Source organism: Pseudobdellovibrionaceae bacterium, from assembly GCA_023898385.1.
Lineage (GTDB): Bacteria > Bdellovibrionota > Bdellovibrionia > Bdellovibrionales > UBA1609.
In genome coordinates, this window is record CP060220.1 from 3073335 (window position 1) to 3091719 (window position 18385).

Below are 18385 nucleotides of genomic sequence, written 5' to 3' on the forward strand. Positions count from 1 at the left end.
CGGAGCAAAAGATTCGGTTAATCAAAGCATGAAGCTCAATGACAAGCAGATTCAAAGGTTAGTGACTACCGTATTTAAAGACTTAAAAGCTAAGGACTTGATCCAATTTAAACAAAAAGAGGACAAAGTTTACGATCGGGCTGTGGAAATAGTCAGAGCCGATTACCATCGCGAAGTGCTTCTTGATGAAGAGGTGAACAAAATGATGGATCAATTGGAGCGACAAAATCCTGGGCAGTTTGAGCGTTATAAGATGTTTCCCATGTTGAAAAAACGCTTGGCCAAAGAAAAGGGGATAATTCTTTGATTTCTGAAGATCGACAAAATTACTTAGCGTTTATTATTACTGACGGTTTATGGAAAGACGATTTGGTGGATTACGCCGATGACGATGTGGTGATTCGAACGGCCCGTCAAGCTGTTGCCAAATACAATCAAGAGTTGATCGAAATAGATACCAAAGCCCGACAAATGGTGGCTTCATTAAAACGAAATGTACAAGAAGGCTCACCTGAGTGGGATGTCATGTACAAAAAATACTTCGAAGAAGAGATGCAGCGCCGATCGGGCTAACTGTAAATTTATTTTTTAAAATCGCATTGAGATGTTCCGCCGCTCAATAATAAATGGCGTGTTTTGCTGCGGGAAGTGATGGCCTTAAACGCCCTAATTTTATAATGTATTGTAACGTATGGCATCCAGCCCTTTTCATTGACTCGGAATTCCAGAATGCTAGTCTCGACCATCACAAAAGAGGTGAGTCTATGAAAAAAACTGCTGTATTTACAGGCATTTTGACCTGCATTTTGGGTTTTGGCTCGGGCGCGATAGCTGGCGATCTCGAGTGGTCGGGCACCTATCGCATTGAGGGTCTTCACATCAACAACTCTGAGCTGTCGTCAGACAACAGAGAAAAGCAATATGGTCTGCATCACCTGGTATTAAAGCCTAAAATTGTGGCGGCTGACGGCCTCACTATTTTTGGTCGATTTGATCTTTTTAACAATGGCACTTATTCAAGCGGTCAGCTGGGACAGTTTTTTGGAAATGGCATTGGAGCAACTCCATCCACTTATGTAGATAATTCGAACGTTCTTTCTGAAACCCAATCGCCAGAGTCACTAGTAGTCAGTCACGTTTATTTCACATATGTGCAAGAGTGGGGTGCATTGATTGCAGGTCGTGCTCCTCTGCATTTCGGATTGGGGATGACCCACAATGCCGGGCAAGGTGAGTTTGATCATTGGCTCGATACCAGAGACCTTGTGGGATACAAGTTGGTGATGGGTAACCTTTATGTATTGCCCATGCTTGGCAAAGTGAGTGAAGGCGCCAGCATCGACACCAACGATGATGTCACGGATTACATGGTTCAGGCCGCGTATGAAAATCCAGAAACGGATTTGGCTATGGGTGTTTTTTATCAGCGGCGAGAAGCGGCACGGGCGGGCAATGATGCTCCAGCAGATGCTGTGTTTGGCGACACCGGAAGTGTTGTGGCCGATCAATTTCGTGCAGAATCAATTAACGTGTACGTTAAGAAAGAATTGGAAGACCTAACTTTCGGCGCTGAGATTGGTCAGCGCAATGGCACAAGTGGAATATTGAATTCATCGAGCGACAAGGTCAGTATTAGCGGTCTTGGCGTTGCTGCTGAGGCGGAGTGGCGGCCCAGTCAGTCGCCTTGGGTGTTTGGTGCTCGTTTTGGATGGGCATCTGGTGATAACCCATCCACGACGGACTCGATGGAGGGCTATTTCTTTGATCGAAACTATGAAGTGGCGTTGTTGATGTTTAATCATACTTTAGGCCGGGAAAATTTTCTTCAAAGTAACTATGTGGGTGGCGGACCGAATGTTACTGGTGTGAACGCACAGATAAAAACACCTGATGTCGAAACAGTCACCAATGCCGGCTATTTGGCTCCGTATGTGAATTATGCATGGACGGATCAGTGGCAATTGCAAGGTGTGTTTGCGACAGGAGTACTCAATGAAGTGGCTAACGATGGAAGTAGCGCCATGGGATTTGAGATTGACTTCAACTTATTTTACAGGCCGAATGAAAGAATGAGTTGGGTTAACCAATTCGGTTATTTTTTGCCGGGTGACGCATTTGCGGGGGGAACTAGCAATTATGACGTGAAACCGGCCTTTGGATTTGTGACAAAGGCTGCCATCAACTTCTAAGAATAGCATTTTTGTTAAGCATCTTGATTTTCAGCGTTGATGACACAAGTTTTGACAACCAGAAGATGGCGGTTGCAGGGCCCAGGGGGAAACCCCTGGGTTTTTTTGTGAACCTTTGCTAGTCTTCAAAATATGAGAACATTCAAGATTATTTTACTGTTGGTGATTGGTTTTCCTTTTGGGACCTCACGGGCTGCTGTGGACCCGTTGTCTGGAGCTCAAGTACACCATCCTGACACTTGGAACAAGTTTTATACATATGTTCCTACAAAAGAGGACTATGCTCTTGAAATTGGCTCTATGTGGGAGCGAAAAAACCTGTATTGGTTGGGGGCCCTCGTAGGATTTCACACCGGGACCTGTCCTTTTGCCAGAATGCGAGACTGTCAGAATTACGTTGATATCATTGCCGGTGCGGGGGGGAGAAACGGTCTGAATTCAAGGTTGATGTTGGCCTCCCTTCGGTTTCAGTTTGTGAATTTTCCTTCTTCCTACTCGCCTTTGGCGAGGGCATTCGTCGGTGGTATTCACATTCGCGACAGCGAGATGGATCGATCCAATCGATTTAACGTTGTTTATGGCTTCGGCTTTGGCGTGACCACTTCTGTGCATCAGCGCGTGGATTTGAAGACAGAAGTGCGCATTGGGCATGGCGACCAACTTTGGAGCCAGGTGTTCTTATCAGCCAATGTAAAAATTGATAAGTGGATCGACTACTTCGCTGCCCAAATCAATGAATTCAGTAGGGACACCACCGGCGTGGCCAAAGATGCTTTTAAGTCGACCATTGAGTTGCCTGGTGACTTGGCAGATCGTATTGAAAAAACAGTACAGGGCCAAAAAAAGAGCCCGTCTGAGGCGGACCAGACGGGCTCTGAGAGCAAATAAGTCGCTTCGTTTCAACTAACCACGAAGAGAGCGCGAGGTACGAACGGGAACAGCTGTCGGTTGAGTGTATCCATTAGAATAAGGTCGCGGGTTGTAGTAATTCGCAGGTTGTGAATTGGCATAGGGGTTAATCCCAGGGGTTCGAAAATCATAGGTGCTTCCGTTATAGGTGTTGTAGTAGTTGGGGCCGGCGCCACTGTAGTTATTCATGCTCGCAGGCTGTTGCATGCCAGGAGCCGTCGTGTTTACGCCATAGCCATTACCAAATGGGATTTGTTGCATCGTCGATGATGGAATACCGCCCGGGCTATAGAAGGTTCTTGAGCCACCCAAGCCTCGACCCGGCACAGGTCGTTGTTGGCCACTTTGGATCAGATTTTGCCCACGGTTGGCGGGGGAGTATGTGGATCGGTTGTCCGGGTTGTAATTGCTGTCGCCCGGGGCAGGCACATATTCATTTTGAAACCGGTCGCGTCCATTTCTAGGGTCAGTGACGGTTTCATCAGGGTTTTGGTATCCGCTATCTGGGGCCACGCGACCCAAGAATGTCTGAGGTTTCTTTTGGGCTTCCTCAATCTTATTGACGATCATTTGTCCGATTCCTGATCGGCCATGATAGGTCTCAACTTGTCGCTTGAGGTTGTCCATTTCGTAGTACATGGTCCAAACTTCATTGGAGCCTGAAGGCAAGTTAGCGTATTTAGGTACGTTGGCCAAAAGATACTGACTGACTTTATCCAAATAAGCATACTGATTTTTCAGCTCTTGGCTAACGCCATCAGTGACTCGAATGTTAAGGCCCATCTCTACAGCGCGTTCTCTAATCTTCTCATCGGGCGAGAAAAATAGATTTGGCAGCTCGTTATTCACGTCGTTCAAGAATGTTTTATAGCGAGGGTCTTCAATGTCCATGACAGAAAGTTTTTCGGCTTGGCACTCGATACGATCGATTTTCTTTAAAGATTTGCCATCTTCGTCTTCTTGACACCAATCAACCTTCTTTTGACGAGCCAGTCTCTTCTTTTCTTCTTCTTCGTCTTTCTTTTTCTGTTCTTCTTTTTCTTGCTGTTCTTGTTGAAATTGTTGGTCTAATTTTTGAGCTAATTCTTTGCCAAGTTCATGGTAGTAGCGAAACTGGGTTCCTGCACCGCGCTTGTATGACTCCCTATAAGAGTCACAAGAATCACAAGTTCCAGCCACAGTGATGTCCATGGTCTCTACTTCTTCATAATCTGAATCAGTGAGTTCGTCAGGGGTTTTTGTTCGAGCACGTTCTTTAACAACCCAGGTGCTGCCCTTTGTGATTTCGTAGGTGTAAGTTCTGGTCTTACTATCTTTGGTGATTCGCACTTGACAGCTAGAGTCGGTGTCTCTGTTACACTCGGGGTTGTCAGAGCTGGTCATCTTTTGAAATTCGATGGTCTCGCGCCGCTGACTGGGTTCAATGCGCTGTGGGCGAGTTAATTTTGGTTTTTCCGTAGCCTCTGAAGCAAAGGTCAACGAGTTGGACTCGCTAATTTGCCAAGATAAGTTCATGGCCATTGCCGCCATTAACATTAAAAAGAGGTTCCGCCTGTTATTAAAGCTTGTAGCTTTCATTTTTCATCCTCCGTTTTCAGCTCCACCTTATATATGTGGGGCCACGGTTAGTTCTTCTCAATAGATTATTATCCAATATGCACTCCAGTTTTTGGCATTATATAAGCACTTGAAATAATTAAGTATTCTTGGTCTCACGAAGAATCTTCTCTATTTTCAAATCGTGGACTAGGTTGACAACAGTCTTTTCACCCCAGGGGAAAGCTCAGATAAATTAGGAGGTTATCAGCGTACAAAAGGTAGACACTGAAAATGGGGTGATACCGACATTTCTTGTCACTTTCTTTGTGAAATGCCGGTGACGAATGCCCTAGGGTGTTTTATGACCGGCCTATGAAGTTTCATTTTCCCATGCTTGAACCGCCACCGGGTGTTTCCAATCAATCCTGGAGCGATTGGCGGTGGCAATTTAAATCAGCACTGCAATCCAAATCAGATTTTGAAGGTTTTTTTAATCTTTCAGATGAAGAATTAGCTGGATTTTCCGGGCTTGATCAATTGTTTCGGGTGCGAGTGACGCCGTATTATGCTGAGCTAGCCCGGCAGTCAAAATATTCAAGCCAAGATCCTATTCGAAAAATGCTTCTGCCCTCAGGAAGAGAACTCGCCCCGGGCTCTCAGCAAATGAGTGATCCGCTTGGTGAGAACCAACACAGTCCTGTGCCTCGAATCATTCATCGCTACTCCGATCGGGTGTTGTTCTTGGTCACAGATTTTTGCAGCGTCTATTGTAGGTACTGTTTAAGAAAGCACTTTACGGCCCATGATCAAGTCATGGTGCGAGGTGAGGAATACGAAAACGCCCTTTCGTACATAGCTTCAAAAAAAGGACTTCGCGAGGTCATACTTTCAGGCGGCGATCCTCTCACGCTCGCAGATGCCCCGCTAGAAAAGATACTGAGCGATCTTCGAAAAATTGAACACATTGAAATTATTCGAATAGGCACTCGCATTCCGGTGGTGGCTCCACAGCGAGTGACAAAAGAATTAGTAGAAATGTTGAGAAAATATAAACCTGTATTCATGATGACTCATTTTAACCACCCTCGCGAACTCACAGCTCAAGCTGCGGAAGCGCTATCGCAGTTGGTAGACCACGGTGTGCCGGTGTTTAATCAAATGGTTTTGCTCAATGGCATCAATAATCACCCAGCCCTTGTTCAGGCGCTATCGCGAAGGCTTTTGTATTTGCGAGTAAAACCTTATTATATGTTTCAGTGTGATCCTTCAGAGGGCACAGACCACTTGCGAACTTCTGTGGACGAATCACTAGCCATACAAAAAGAGCTGTGGGGTCACTTATCCGGCCTTGCCATGCCTAACCTCTCACTAGACATCCCAGGAGGAGGCGGAAAGGTGGGACTTGTGCCCCACTTTGAACTCACAAGTTCACCGAACGAACGCCACTACCGCGGCTGGGATGGCAGAGAGGGCAAATACATCAACCCCCCAAAAAACACCAGCATCCAGCCATCGGATGTCGACGAATACTCTCCAGAGTGGGAGTTAACTAAGTGACGGTCACACCGCTTCGAAAAGGCCATGATGCGCCGATCCTTGTTGCGCCGTAGTTTCGCCAACGTTTTGGCGACCACTGGGATTTCGCTGAAACTCTGTTTTTAGCATCTGAGAATTGCCGGCAGCAATCAACTAAATGACTTCTGAGGCGATGACGAATTTATCTACAAAACCAGTAATTTCCTGGTGGGACAACGGTCTTTGCTCATTGGGTTTCCGTGTAGGGAGTATTGCAGCTTCAATCAGTTCACGAGGCCAGATCAAATTCAATTTTCTCATACTCAACGATGGGAACTTTTACTGTAACTTCACCCTTTTTTTGTTCTTTGATTTTTACAATTCCGTATTGTTCAAAAAAGCCAATGAGTTTAGCAATATTTGACGGGTCTTTATCTAAAAGTTGAGCCAAGTCGTAAACCGATTTAGGTTTAAGTTGTCGGATCCAAAGAAGAACGGTCATGTTTTTAACAAAGCGATTGAAATCCTTTGGATCTGTAAAGGACAGGTGGTATTCCGGATGCTTCTTCTTCCCAGCCTTAATATCCTTAGCCGCAGCAATAAAGTTCTTAAGCGAATCATCCGTCGACCTAAGCGAAACAATTAATTTTTTCTTCATATCGAAACTCCTAAATGCTTTAAACAAAAAGACTTAAAATCTTTAACTAGAATTTCAAGACTAATAAAAACATAGCCAAACTCTAAACCATCCAGGTGGACATGATGTCCTTTTGGGTGGTGATTATCCATCAAAACCTTCTTGCCAGTTCTTGCTTCAACAAGAATCAGGCTATATTTGTAACCCTCTGGGAAGCGAAACAGATCTTTTGTAGGAACTTTCCAGATGGACACCTCTAAAATGAAGGCCTTTCCAATGTACTGCTTTTCGTAGTAGAGTTGCTTGGCTTTCATATTATAAGTATGACCATCAAACAGAACGAATGTCAATTTAATGGTAAAAAATAACCATTAAATGACTGCATCGTCAGTTTGGTTGTTTTTAAATGGCTTTAATTTAGTTATCAGTTTCAGTTTCCCTTTCCCTTTCGTAATTTGAATACGATCGATTCCTGCGGTGGCTAATTTGGCCAAAAAACCAGTAATTTCCGGTTGAGATAACGGTCCTTATTCATTTTCTTGGTGACTTGTGTTTTTGCATTAATACGAACAATAGCTAAATAGAGTCCAATAGCATTTTCCAATACCAATTGAACCCAATTAGTGTACCAGCTGAGTATACTACGGTATTTCCCGCAAAAATCTTGCCATTGGTTGATCGAATAACTCGCACTGGCATACATTGCGCCCCATAGCCCTCTCCCACAATGGGACATGGCGATGTGGCCAGTTGTTGAAATTGTGACGACCTAACGGTGGGAAGTTAGATCCTCGAAAATTTGAATCACTTGTTGAAACAACGTCTGAGTATGACTGTTGATATAGTTTTGAACATTTGCATCAAACAAGTATAGCCCAGCACCTCCGGCGGTGGCCGTGGCAACTACGCCTTGGGCGATGTGTGTGTTTCTGGAGTATCGCTTTAAAATCTGCATCCAGTCCGTAAAATCCCAGGTGTTAAATGTCAGATACAGCTCTGGTTCGCCACGTCGATGCAGTTCGTAGGCCACCTTGAGTAACTGGAGGGCATTTTGATAACGCAATATCAGGGCCTGATTTCTTTTTTTGAAGTTTTCCGGGCTGTCTGATGAATATTGCTCAAGTATGTTGGTGGTATCTAAATAACGTTCAAGATCAACCAAACCTAATTGCAATTCGTCAATGCTGTGATTAATTTCATTTACTGTTGTGGCTATATTGCCAACGGAACTTTGCTGGCCGTACATATCAGCAAACTTTTTGATAAGATCTTCAGCTGTGTTCAAGGTTTTTCGAAAGGGTTGTTCGTTGTTTCTCATTTTTTCGGCTTCTTCTTTTACTTCGTTTAGGCCATAAACAAATCGATCCCCGGTGTCATAGGAGCCAGAGATATGATCTTCAAAAGTGGGGTAAACAGTCCGATCTCTATATCTTGTTTCGTAGCGAAATTTTTCTCTTCTTTGGGTCTTGCCTTGGCTATCTTTGTATTCTTCATATCCGTCGGAAACTCTGACCGTATATCTTTCTTCCACTGTATAGCTCACATTTGACTGAGTGTTTGTGATATCAAGATAGGTTGCCTTTGTTCGTGCCACACGTCTCTTGGTGGCTCCAAATCGAATCTGCAGTTCGGAAGTTGGATAGCCATCCTCATCACGCTCCTTTTGCCCTTGGCGTAGTCGAGCCTTGTCTAAGATTTTATCCAATTGGTCTAAGGCCCGAAGATTCATGATGTCAAAATCTGCTCCGGCGGTTTCGAGGTTAATACTCTTAGCGCGTCTATAAGTGGCCCGAACATCTATTTCTTGGATGTTGGGTGCATTGTCTGAGTGAAAAGTTGGTCCAAAAACATTTCGCATTTGATCTACTAAGTTTTGAATGTCTGGGCGTGAGTCGGTCAACAAGTCGATGAGGTCATTTTGCTCATCGTCAGTTAATGCGAGTTCTTTCGCCTTGCCCAATCCTTCTTGTACCACTATTCGATCCACTGCCACGACCCGATCGATTTGGCGTTCAAATGTTTGCACGACTCGTATTATTTCCTGGACTTTGTAAAAATGGGGGTGAAAAAAACGCGTGATGCTTTGCCATTTGCGACTGAAAAACCCTTCACTAAATGGATTTCCTTCGTATTCTTTTTGAGCTGCATCGATAAGGTTTCTAATGGTTCGATAAAGTGTATAGTGGAGGGTTGTGGCCGAGGTGCTCGAGTTTACATACTCGATATGTCCATCGAGACTGTTTTTAGGGTTGAATCGGGGATTTGTTAGAATCTTATTTATAACATAGGTGGCATTAGCCAAATAGAAAAGGCCTGGGAAGCGTTCATTGAGTTCCAAAAGGTCGTAAACCACAAACTCTAACTCTGGAAACTCCAAAAATGTTTTTTTGAGCCCCTCATTAACCTGGCCCGTTCGAATCTCTTGGAGTAGCTCCGCCGTATTGGAGTGTTTTAAATAGCTAACTATCTGTTGTTGTTGATTTTGATTGAGTGAATCAAAAAATGCTTTGAGTCGATTTTTTTGATTCTGAGTGAGGTGTTGGTCGGACCGTGAAATAGCGTTGGTTGAGGGGTCAAGCATATCTCCACAGCGAGAATCAGAGCCAAAGGCCGCAACCTTTAGGAAAATCAAAAACAACACACTAAAATAAATAATCGCTTTCATATGAGGTTACGCCACTCGCAAATCTTGTGCCAGCTCAATGCGAAAGAATGTCAGGCAACGCGTTGATGTTGCTGATGAAAAATTCAGGCCAAGGTCAAAAGATGATGATGGATTTAACAGCTCGCAAAAATTGGCACTTTTCAATAAAAATCTGGATTGCAGATTCCAAATTTTTTACTGGCAGGGATAATGCATGAAAATCGTTTTAAATAAGCCGCCGGTTACTAGAACGCAATAGTAGTCAGCAGATAGCATATGAGGGTCAATTTTGGGCAGTTTTAGTAAAACATTGATAGCACTTACGAGGATTTTATCGGTTCTAATTTTATTGAGCCCATTGGTTGCAATGGGCGGCGCCCGCGACGAAATTATAGGTGCCATAGACAGTTCCCTTGTTATTCATCCTAGTGTGACCTACTCGGTTGATCCGACTATTGCCCGTTGTGGTGAGTTGTACCCCAACGGTTGGAGCCAAAAGGTGGATCGAGTTGTAGAGGCACCTTGTCGAGATGATTACAATTTAGAAACAAAAGGCAAATACACCTTGTTCAAAGAAAACGGCCGGCTGGGAATAGAATTTTCAATTTATTTTCACTATACGGGTGAGTTGGAGAATTTCGAAAAAGCAAAGCTGAGATTAGCTCAGTCCCTGGAATGCGTGGGTCTGTTTTTTGAACGATCTGGCTTTCAGTTTAGAATCAACTATGAAGTAGGCATGGGAATGTGGGGTAGATTTTTTGGGGACAAAAACTATGATGTTAAAGTGAATCTGATTGATTCGGGTGCGGCAGAAAAATATAGCTGGCCGCTCTACTCTCAAGGGGGAAAGGGGTTTAAAACATCTCTCCCATTTTCAAAAATGTGTGCCTTACACATTCACGAGCTTTTGCACCATACAGGGCTACATGACACTTATCCCATTTATGAAGATATATCTGTTCAAGATAAACATCTATGCGACGGTCGCCAGCGAGTCGAAGATCTGACTGATATAATGAATAATGCGTACGTGACCCACAAACCGCCATTTGTATTTTTAATGCCCTACGCCATCCAGACGATTCTAGAGCCTGTGTGCAGGTAAGTGTACCGAAACTCTAGACCCGCTCGAGCCGGGCATATTTTGCCACAAATTTTTTCGCAGTTCGGTCTTGAAACATCACACTGACTTTTTGCATGTCGCCGCTTCCTTCTACGGCATAAATGGAGCCAACACCGAAGGTGGGGTGCCGCACTCGCATGCCTTTTTCGAAATCTGAGGGCTTGTGTGAGTTGGGATCATCTGAAAAATCCTCATATCTCGGCATGGAATCAGCAAAGTCATCAAAGCCGGACGAGCTGGTTTTACGTTCGTACCCTGGCGAGTTGACGCCGTACTTCTGTAGAAAACGGGGGCGAGACATGGCAGAAGTGCGTTCCACATATTTTTCGGGTATTTCATGAAAAAACCGACTGGGTGGATGTTGTTGTTCTTGGCCCCACACCCGGCGGTTGCGAGCGTGAGTCAAATACAAATGTTGTCGGGCCCGGGTCATGCCTACGTAGGCCAAGCGTCGCTCCTCTTCCACATCATCATCGTCATCTTGAAAAGAGCGAGCACTGGGAAATAGGCCTTCTTCCATGCCCACAATAAAGACCACCGGAAACTCGAGGCCCTTAGAAATGTGAAGAGTCATCAGGGTCACTGAGGTTTCGCTTTCATCCATTTGGTCCACGTCAGAAACTAAAGCCATTTCTTCTAAGAAATTTTGTAGGGTGGCGTCTTCACCTCGCTCTTTTTCGAATTGTAAAATGGCATTGTTAAATTCTTCTAAGTTGTCAATGCGCGCACTAGCCTCGGGAGTGTCTTCAAGCTTTAGTTTTTCCACGTAGCCGGTTTCATCTAGAATGCTCAAATACATTTCATTCAAGGACATGTGGTTTACGTTGTTACGAAGTCGCTCCATAAGGCTAAAAAATTGCCCAAGCTTGTTTCTTGCGCCCGCGTGTACCAATTGACTTTCAATAATTAGCGGCAGCGTTTCATAACTGCTTTTGTTTTCGGATGTGGCTAAGTTTTCTAGGCGCTCTACTGTGGTTTTGCCAATGCCTCTGGCGGGTACATTGATAATTCGTTTGAGTGCCATATCGTCAGCCGGGTTGAGTGCCAGTCGCATGTAAGCTATTACATTTTTAATTTCCATTCGATCATAGAACTTGAGGCCCCCAACAATTTTGTAGGGCAATGAGGAAGCGCGCAACTGTTCTTCAAGTACTCGCGATTGGGCGTTGGTTCGATAAAAAATGGCAAAGTCCTCGTAAGAGTAACTTCCGGTGTTCATTAAGTCTTGAATTTTTTTGACCACAAAACGGGCTTCTTCATATTCGTCAGTTTCTTCGCGAATATGAATACGACTTCCTTCGGGATTATTTGTAAAAAGGGTTTTATCTTTTCTTTGCGAGTTGTTCTTAATCACATGAGATGCGGCTTCAACAATCACTTGCGTCGATCGATAATTTTCTTCAAGCTTTATAACTCGGGCTTCTGAAAAATCTTTTTCAAAATCCAAGATATTGGTGATATCGGCGCCTCGCCAGCTATAGATGGACTGGTCTTCGTCACCGACCACGCAAATGTTGTGGTGCCCTGAGGCCAACATTTTGACAATGAGATACTGTAAGTGATTTGTATCTTGGTACTCATCGACCATGATAAAACGGAATTTTTGCTGGTATTCTTCAAGGACGGCAGGGTAGAGGCGAAACAGCTCATATGTTTTTAACAAAAGGTCGCCAAAATCCAAGGCGTTGGCCTTTTTCATTTCTTGTTCATACAGTTTGTACACGGCCAAAGATTTTTCATCCATAATGTGATGGCTGCGCTTTTCAATATCTTCAGGAAAGAGAGCCAGTGATTTGGCTTCATTGATGCGGGATCGAAAACCTTTGGCTGGGTGAATCTTGTCGTTGATATTTAGGGTGTTCATCACTTTTTTAATGAGCGCCAACTGGTCAGAATCATCATAGATGACGAAAAACGGTTTATACTCCAGGAGGTGAATGTGCTCGCGCAGGATTCGGGCACAACCCGAATGAAAGGTGGTCACCCAAAGGTCTTCGTGAATGGGGACCTGCAAATCCATCAACAGCGATCTCACTCGCGCTTCCATTTCGCGCGCGGCCTTATTAGTGAATGTGACGGCAAGGATTTGCCCCGGTGTGGCCTCTCCCTGCAAAATCAGATTGGCCATCCGATAAGTCAGCACGCGGGTTTTCCCGGAACCGGCCCCGGCTAATATGAGAAGTGGTCCCTGTAAACTGTTCACTGCATCCCACTGGGGGCCGTTGAGCTGTCTTTGGAACGGGTGAGTTTCTGTGTTCATATTCGGATGCCCCTTTGTCGCAAGAGAGATAGGCTTACCTTAATCCGACCATTATCTCAATGATGGGACCTTGTGGGGTTGCATTCCCGGGATTTTCAAGTTAGTGTCCCCCCAGTGCCCCGACATTTTAATGCGCAGCATAAAACATCTGCGTAGGCAAGATTAGAGGAAATAAAGAATGGCCAAATTGAGTGCAGTAAACAAAAACAATCGGCGTAAAGAAAAGGCCGATAAGTATTGGCAGTATCGCCGTGAACTAAAAGACAAGATCGTTAACGAAAAGCTTTCGGACGAAGATCGTATGGATGCTCAAATGAAATTGCAAAAGCTTCCTCGCGATACATCGCCATTTCGCGTGGTCAGTCGTTGCCGAATTACAGGTCGTCCAAAGGGTGTTTTGAAAAAGTTTGGTCTTTCAAGAATTGCCCTTCGTGATATGGCTCTTGATGGAAAGCTTCCGGGCGTCACAAAATCTTCTTGGTAATTGTTGATTGAGTTCAGCAAAGAAAAAAAACCGGCCCCACGCCGGTTTTTTTTTATTTTTTCTGGACGCTATTGGCGTCGAGGCATTCACTTTTTAATGCCTTAATAAATTTCACAAAGCCGTGGGCTTGTTGCTCAAGCAGTTGAGCTGAGTTTTCATCAGTGATGGCTCCGTCTTTGAGGATGTTCCAAATATTCATCAAAAAAACCCGAGTGGGAAAACAAAAGGCATTTCTATAACCGAACACTCCCTGCAGGTGTTCTACAGGTCTTAGGCCGCCAAAGCGTCCGCCGAGTCCAACAAATGCCACAGGTCGGTGTTCAAAACTTTTTGGATAACTCCATTGATCAATAAAATACTTGAGCACCCCCGGCATGGAGCCATTATATTCCGGCGTGATCATCACAAGCCCGTCAGAAGAGTTCACTTTTTCTACGACTTCGGCGAGACTCTTCGGAAGGGGTTCGTCGTTGTAGGCTCCTTTTACGGCAGACTCTAGAGGCACGGTATGAAGGTCAATGATCTCCGTTTCAGCACCGGCTTTCACAAGGTGCCCTCTTACGATCTCTGCCACTTGTCGAGAGCGCGAGTCTTTTCTGTCTGAACCACTAATAACTTGAATCACGGTTTACCCCTTTTTCATCGAAAACAAAGTTGCTATTTTTTCACCACGAGTCGGCGGCTGTAAAGTCTGTTTTGGCCCGGTCCAAATGCTGTCACATCTATTTGAAGCAAAGTGGGCTTCACCAGGCTTTGTATAATCATATAATTAAGGCTTTCAGCACGACCGGTAATCTGTCGAAGATTGGGGGTTTTGTCCCATCCAGAGGGATAGGTCTTCGCATGAATCCCACTGGTGGTGATTTCAAATGTGGGATAGGCGAACTCTGGGGGTTTAATGGCCATAACTTCTGTCAGGTGTCGATCGCCAGATAGAAAAATCACCGGACTTTGTGTTTTCCCCAGTCGATCCATTGTGTTTTTAAAGTTCATGGGATGGTTGTATTCATAGGACTCGAACTTGTGATATCCCCCCCAAATTTGATCACCGTTAATAATCCATGTGGGCATAGAGCCGGCGTTTAGATTTTCAAGAATCCAGTTTTCTTGGTCTATGCCCCAGTGGGTCTCATCATCATCATTTTGATTGTTGGGAGAGCGAAAAGTTCTGTTGTCAGCGAAAAGGAATCCCTGTTGAAAGCCTTTAAAGTATTGGGACACACCAGGTCCTTTGATCAACGAATCCGACAGGGCCCGTTGGGGGAAGAAGGCTCTAAATATTTCAGCCGACTCATTTTTATACTTATAGGTTCGATCACCATTGTTGGCGCCATAGTCGTGATCATCCCACACAGCGAAAATAGGGGTTAGTGAGGATGTGCGAAAAACAGCGAGCCTGTTTCGGGTCTCAGCGTTTCGACGCCAAAGATCTTTGGGGCGAGCATGGGGCCGAAGCCCTATGCCCATATCGGCATAACTGTTGTCGCCGATCATAAAGATGATTTGCGGCTTGTTTTTTAAAACCTCTGGCCAAATCTCAGCTTGTTCTTTTTCAAAGTGATCATCCATGCACGAGGCCACAGCCAACGTCACTGCGGGGGAAGAGAGATCCAAGGTTTTTAGCTGCCTGCGATCAATGACCTGGCCCCTGTCTCCGACAACGTCCAGCCAGTAAGGTGTGCTGGGTTTCAGTTCTTGATAGTAAACATGGTCAACGACCCAGTCCGAATCTTCGCGCTCCCACTTTTTTTGAGATTCAGCCATGATGGGTTGAGGCTGCCCCTCGGCCATCCAATAAAGCACATATTCCAGTGGCTGGTTTTTTTTGCGAAGGATGGCAACCTGGGTGGTGGTCTCTGACGTGGCCCCCTGCAAGATGGCCAAGGGGAAGGTGGTGCCCGCGGAGTGGTCTTGCCCCATCTGTAGACAGGCGGCACCGGCCTGGTCTTGGCAAAGCTGGTTGAAAATAGCCGCGGCTTCAGCCTCGTGGCCCTGAGCCCGCAGCTCCACCGCCTTTTTGAATTGGTTTTGAATGGCTGAGGGCGAATGAGCGCAAGCGGTTAAAAACAAAAAGAAAACCCAAAGCTTTGCAAAAGTAGGGGCCAGAGGCTGCCGAACAGATTTCATGGTCAAATTCCCTTCAATGTTGATATTGGCCGAAGATGATCGATTCTGTTGGCAATGGCGAGTCATTGTGCTACATGTCAAAAACTTCTGATTTTCAAGGAGGCTTGGTTTGCTTCTTCGAGACCCTATGGGCCAGCTGCGGGGTTGGCTATTGTGGCTTTTGATTCCCTTTTTAGCGGGATGTTGGGCGAATTCACGTTCGGGCCCAAGCACCTACCTATTGCCGTGGGCCAATGAGCCGGGGCATTATTCTCTTCAAGAAATCACCTTAACCACCCTAGATGACCCCTATCAACTAAGTGGGCAGGCGGCCAAAATTTATTTTGGTTCAGAATTGAACGGCAGGAATTTTGACGGGGAGCCCGCCCGACCGCGATTGTTAGAGCAATCCGGTGTTTTTTACCCCGCAGACCGGGCCAGCATATTGGCGGTGACGGCCTATGCCCACTACGAACATATGTTCAAAAAAGATCAAGAGCTGGGAGTGAGTGCGGGAGTGGGTTGGCCACGTCAAGTGAGTGTGGACTCCGAGTACCTTGATGAAAATCTTGGGATGGTCACTCGCAACGCTGAATACATTGGTATTTACGATGTGACTCGGGTGGCGCCCCATTCTGGTGATGGGATTCCAGTGGCGCTTAATGGTGGGGTGCTGGCTCATGAAAATTTTCATGCCTATTTTGATAAGGCCGTGAGTGGTCCCGTCAGGCGGACCTATCCTTTTCGCCCGAAAATCAACTTGTATTGGCCGGCGTTGAATGGCGGGCCCCTGAATGAGTTGTGGCTGGCCTCGCAGTGGAAGTCCGATCACACCAATGATGATGACCCCGATGAATGGCTTTTGTATAACTTGTTGGTGCTTCGGGCATGGGATGAGGGGCTGGCCGACTATTTTGGTTATTTCTATGCTAAAGACCCTCAATTTATGGCAGCGAGTTTTAAAGAAGTAGCCCCTTTTCGTTCGGTAGAAGGTTTTTATCCGCCAATACCTAGTATTGAGAGCCTTTCTGAAAAGTTTTATGGCGTTGATGATCCCGACTGCATAAAGGTTTGCCAATCCTACACTTATGGAACCTTTAACACGCGATTTTTGCTCGATTTCCAAAAATCTACGGGGCTATCAGATGAGGCTATCGCACGATCCATCAAATTGAATTTACCTCGATTGGGAAAACAAGTTCTTGAGGCCATGGCCCGAGGCGAGCACTTGCCGTTTGGTATGGTTTGGGACGTTTTGTTAAGTGATGAATCAAAGCTTGCAAATGAAAGCGGCTGTCCTGTTATTGAGTACTATTTTAATTGGAAGCAAGTTCCTCGTAGTGAGAAAAACCGTTGGGCCCAGTTGTGTAAATCTCTTGGCCCCTGGAGTGGATCTGATGGTTAGATGGTGGCACTGGCTTTTGGTTTTAGGGTTGGGGATGATGAGTGGGTCTTTGCACGCTAAATCCCATAGAAGCTTTGGCCTGTCTTACCAGGCGTTGATACGGTCTTCTTTGAGTTCATCCACCACAGACATTGGTGATCAAACCAACTATTTTTTGACTTACGAAAAAGGCGAATGGCAGTTCGTGGTTGAAGTGGGCCAGCAAGTTCAAAAGGAAAGATCTGGGTCCTTATCTGTGCAGACTTCGCTATCTGATGTTGCTGGTTGGGCACGTTGGATACCCTATCCCTATGATAAATGGCGGCGGTTTTACTCTATGGGCCTTGGGGCACAACATAAAACAGTGAACATTCAATTGGCGCAAGCTCCAGCAAAGCAGGCCTCTGAATTGGGGTTGTCGCCTGGTTTTGGCGTGGGATTTACGGGAGAAAGTTTTAGAGATGTCATCTTGGGAACTGAACTTCGATTTGTCGTGGATCCATATCAAAAATTAGCGGTGAATCTAGAGTGGGGAGCTTGGTGCGGTATTGGGTTTTAAATCCCAGGATAAATAAACCTCCTGGGATTTAACCAATGCCAGTTTTACTTTTCAATGCGTTGAACGATAGACGAGGTCACGCCGGCTTGGGTCTTTAATTCATTTTGAAAGGCCATGGCCTTTTTCTGGTCAGAATACAAGCCGACACTCACTCGATACCAGTTTTGTCCACGAACCGTAGCCGGTATATAAAAAGCACTGTACCCCTTTTTCATTAGCGAGGCAGCGTGGGATTTGGCTTCGTCTTCAGTGCCGTAAGAGGCCACTTGTACAGTGTACTTGCCGGCTGCGGCAGTGATGGGGTCTGTGGGTAGAGTGCTTGTGATGTGTCTTTTCTTGGGATCTTCAACGGGAGCTTTTCCAAGGGCCACTCTTTCAGCCGGTTTGGCCACTTCATGTTTTACATGGGAGTCATGACTGTTGGCCATTGCATGTTGTTCTGTTTTTTCCGAAGCCACTTCGCGTTGAGCATGATCACTAGAAGTGGTGCTATGCATGTCACGAGCCGGTTCGACGTGGTCATTGGCTGCGGTTTCGTGATGGCTCTCAGATGCAGGGGTGTCGCCTTTTTTACCATAGTGGCTGTAACCATCTTCTGTCGTCTTATGTTCTTCATGTGTTGATGCTGTGGCGTGGGAGCCTTCATGAGCCGCTGAGTCAGATTTTTCATCACTTAAGAATTCTTCTTGAAGGCTTGCAATCTCTTCTTCAGAAAGGGCGCCTCCCTCTTCATGGTGATCGCTAGACGACGCTACGTGCCGGTCTGTACCGTGGCCGTCTTCAAGAGTTACGCGTTTGTTTTCGGCATCACTCACTTGCTTTCCAACATAAGTGCCCACTGAAAATGACAATAAAGATATGAAAACGACTAGCGCCAGTTTCACGATCATATCGGTTTTTGAACCGCCCCGTTGCTTTCCCATAGCAATCCTCCCCAAAAAAACAGGTATTTCCATATATGTTATTCGCAGCCGTTGTTGTGGTCAATCGGACCAAGCCTTGACAAAAGCCCGTGGCCGAGGTTTTTAAAGGCTAT

The 18385-nt window shown here is 45.5% G+C and carries 17 protein-coding genes; 9 read left to right on the top strand and 8 right to left on the bottom strand.

The features are described from left to right. Positions 1-28 precede the first annotated feature (28 nt). From H6626_14145 to H6626_14160, 4 genes are all read left to right on the top strand, one after another. The gene (locus H6626_14145; protein ID USN47311.1) at positions 29-307 is read left to right on the top strand and encodes a DUF507 family protein; all 279 of its coding nucleotides are present in this window, start codon (positions 29-31) and stop codon (positions 305-307) included. Then, complete coding sequence (locus H6626_14150; protein ID USN47312.1) at positions 304-573, top strand: DUF507 family protein; 270 nt, start codon at positions 304-306, stop codon at positions 571-573. Before H6626_14145 ends, H6626_14150 begins: the two co-directional genes overlap by 4 nt. A gap of 191 nt (positions 574-764) precedes the next feature. After that, positions 765-2189, top strand: a complete 1425-nt coding sequence (locus tag H6626_14155; protein USN47313.1) for a hypothetical protein — start codon at positions 765-767, stop codon at positions 2187-2189. Positions 2190-2321: 132 nt separating this feature from the next. Continuing rightward, the gene (locus H6626_14160; GenBank protein USN47314.1) at positions 2322-3077 is read left to right on the top strand and encodes a hypothetical protein; all 756 of its coding nucleotides are present in this window, start codon (positions 2322-2324) and stop codon (positions 3075-3077) included. A 15-nt stretch (positions 3078-3092) separates the two neighbouring features. Here the strand turns inward: H6626_14160 and H6626_14165 are convergent, their stop codons facing one another. Further along, a complete protein-coding gene (locus tag H6626_14165) occupies positions 3093-4676 on the bottom strand; it encodes a hypothetical protein (protein ID USN47315.1) in 1584 nt (527 codons plus the stop codon). Positions 4677-5009: 333 nt separating this feature from the next. Between H6626_14165 and H6626_14170 the strand changes: the two genes are divergently transcribed. Then, the gene (locus H6626_14170) at positions 5010-6194 is read left to right on the top strand and encodes a KamA family radical SAM protein (GenBank protein ID USN47316.1); all 1185 of its coding nucleotides are present in this window, start codon (positions 5010-5012) and stop codon (positions 6192-6194) included. Positions 6195-6441: 247 nt separating this feature from the next. Here H6626_14170 and H6626_14175 read toward each other — a convergent pair whose 3' ends face one another. The 3 genes from H6626_14175 to H6626_14185 form a co-directional block, all read right to left on the bottom strand. Then, positions 6442-6810 carry a hypothetical protein gene (locus H6626_14175; GenBank protein ID USN47317.1) on the bottom strand — a complete coding sequence of 123 codons (369 nt, stop codon included), beginning with the start codon at positions 6808-6810 and terminating at the stop codon, positions 6442-6444. Beyond that, a complete protein-coding gene (locus H6626_14180) occupies positions 6807-7103 on the bottom strand; it encodes a hypothetical protein (GenBank protein ID USN47318.1) in 297 nt (98 codons plus the stop codon). Before H6626_14180 ends, H6626_14175 begins: the two co-directional genes overlap by 4 nt. 455 nt (positions 7104-7558) lie before the next feature. After that, positions 7559-9454, bottom strand: a complete 1896-nt coding sequence (locus H6626_14185; GenBank protein USN47319.1) for a hypothetical protein — start codon at positions 9452-9454, stop codon at positions 7559-7561. A gap of 268 nt (positions 9455-9722) precedes the next feature. Here H6626_14185 and H6626_14190 point away from each other — a divergent pair, with 268 nt between their 5' ends. Further along, entirely contained in the window at positions 9723-10538 is an 816-nt protein-coding gene (locus tag H6626_14190; GenBank protein ID USN47320.1) for a hypothetical protein, read from the top strand. 13 nt (positions 10539-10551) lie between these two features. Here the strand turns inward: H6626_14190 and H6626_14195 are convergent, their stop codons facing one another. After that, on the bottom strand, positions 10552-12816 hold the full coding sequence (locus tag H6626_14195) for a UvrD-helicase domain-containing protein (protein USN47321.1): 2265 nt from the start codon (positions 12814-12816) through the stop codon (positions 10552-10554). Positions 12817-12994: 178 nt separating this feature from the next. Here H6626_14195 and rpsN point away from each other — a divergent pair, with 178 nt between their 5' ends. After that, positions 12995-13300: a 30S ribosomal protein S14 gene (gene rpsN / locus H6626_14200; GenBank protein USN47322.1), complete on the top strand. Its 306-nt coding sequence runs from the start codon at positions 12995-12997 to the stop codon at positions 13298-13300. A 52-nt stretch (positions 13301-13352) separates the two neighbouring features. On the opposite strand, the gene H6626_14205 is transcribed toward rpsN, so the two are convergent. Together H6626_14205 and H6626_14210 are read right to left on the bottom strand one after the other, a co-directional pair. Then, complete coding sequence (locus tag H6626_14205) at positions 13353-13925, bottom strand: NAD(P)H-dependent oxidoreductase (GenBank protein ID USN47323.1); 573 nt, start codon at positions 13923-13925, stop codon at positions 13353-13355. A 32-nt stretch (positions 13926-13957) separates the two neighbouring features. After that, positions 13958-15427 (bottom strand): alkaline phosphatase family protein, encoded by a 1470-nt coding sequence (locus H6626_14210; GenBank protein USN47324.1) that lies wholly within the window; start codon positions 15425-15427, stop codon positions 13958-13960. 109 nt (positions 15428-15536) lie between these two features. Between H6626_14210 and H6626_14215 the strand changes: the two genes are divergently transcribed. Together H6626_14215 and H6626_14220 are read left to right on the top strand one after the other, a co-directional pair. Continuing rightward, positions 15537-16811 carry a hypothetical protein gene (locus tag H6626_14215; GenBank protein ID USN47325.1) on the top strand — a complete coding sequence of 425 codons (1275 nt, stop codon included), beginning with the start codon at positions 15537-15539 and terminating at the stop codon, positions 16809-16811. Next, positions 16804-17349, top strand: a complete 546-nt coding sequence (locus H6626_14220) for a hypothetical protein (protein USN47326.1) — start codon at positions 16804-16806, stop codon at positions 17347-17349. The genes H6626_14215 and H6626_14220 overlap by 8 nt, the downstream gene beginning before the upstream one ends. 44 nt (positions 17350-17393) lie before the next feature. Here the strand turns inward: H6626_14220 and H6626_14225 are convergent, their stop codons facing one another. Further along, positions 17394-18272, bottom strand: coding sequence for an SPOR domain-containing protein (locus H6626_14225; protein USN47327.1), 879 nt, complete (start codon positions 18270-18272; stop codon positions 17394-17396). Between the last annotated feature and the right edge of the window lie 113 nt (positions 18273-18385).